This is a genomic window from Pseudomonas sp. BCA17, from assembly GCF_004519405.1.
GTDB lineage: Bacteria > Pseudomonadota > Gammaproteobacteria > Pseudomonadales > Pseudomonadaceae > Aquipseudomonas.
This window is the reverse complement of sequence record NZ_SGWI01000023.1, coordinates 1-1,186: the sequence shown is the minus strand read 5'-3', so window position 1 is coordinate 1,186 and position 1,186 is coordinate 1. Positions and strand designations below refer to the sequence as shown.

Annotated in this window: 1 protein-coding gene; it reads right to left on the bottom strand. The window is 66.4% G+C overall.

All coding sequences use genetic code 11. The annotated features are described in order from the left end of the window. The coding region (locus EXW71_RS28645) for an amino acid adenylation domain-containing protein (protein ID WP_134695669.1) at window positions 1-1,186 on the bottom strand (1,186 nt) is incomplete at both ends.

Here is a 1,186-nt window from a genome sequence, read left to right as displayed (position 1 = left end):
CGGCCCAGGTACCCACGCGCCACACCGGCGCCGCCGATGTACAACTCGCCCACTACGCCCAACGCCACAGGCTCAAGGCGTGCGTCGAGCACATAGGCGCGGGCATTGGCGATGGGCTTGCCGATCGGCACCGACCCGACCGGCGCGCTGCCGTCGCAGGTCCATGACGTGCTGTCGATGGTGGCTTCGGTCGGCCCATACAGGTTGACGATGCCGTGGCTGGTCAGCGCCCGGGCCTGCATCGCCAGTTGAGGGTCCAGCACTTCACCGCCGCTGAACAGGTAACGGCACCGCACGCCGCTGTCCGGCAGTTGCACCAGCAGGCGCAGCAGGCTCGGCACAAATTGCGCGACGCTGACCTGATGTTCCACCAGTGTCTGCGCCATTTGCTCGACATCCCTCGAAGCGTGCGCCGGCAACAGCACCAGCCGCGCGCCAATCGCCAACGGCGTCCAGATTTCCCAGACGGAGGCGTCAAAAGCCACCGAGGTACGTTGCAAGATCCGCTCGTTGGCATCGAAGCCAAACGCACGGGTCTGCCAAGTGATGTGGTTGACCAGCGAACCATGCTCCACCATCACCCCTTTAGGGCGGCCGGTGGAGCCGGAGGTAAAGATCACGTAGGCCAGGTCATTCGGCCCGGCCACCGCGGCCGGGTTATGCCGTGGCTGCGCGTTCAACGACGCATCGTCCAGGTCCACCTGCGCGAGACCGGAATCCTCCAGCACCGTACGGGTAGCGGCGTGGACCAGCACCGCCAGCGGCTGGCTGTCTTGCAGCGCCAGCGCCAGGCGTTGCGCCGGGTACTCGGGGTCGAGCGGCACATAGGCGGCCCCCGACTTGAGGATCCCCAGCAGCCCGACAATCATCGCCAGGCTGCGCTCCATGCACAGGGCTACGCGTGAATCGGCCTGCGCCCCAAGGCCGCGCAGGTGATGCGCGACCTGGTTGGCCTGCTCGTTCAGTTGGCGATAGCTCAACACCTGCTCACCCAGCACCACCGCGACGGCGTGTGGGGTGTGCAAGGCGTGCGCCTCGATCATCTGCACCACGGTCAGGTCCCGTGGGTAATCCGCGTCGGTGGCGTTGAACGCCGCCAACAGCGTTTCGCGCTCCGCGGTCGGCAGCACCGACAGTTGCTGCAAGGCAGTCTGGGGTGCGGTTTCCAATGCTTGCACCAGGTTGT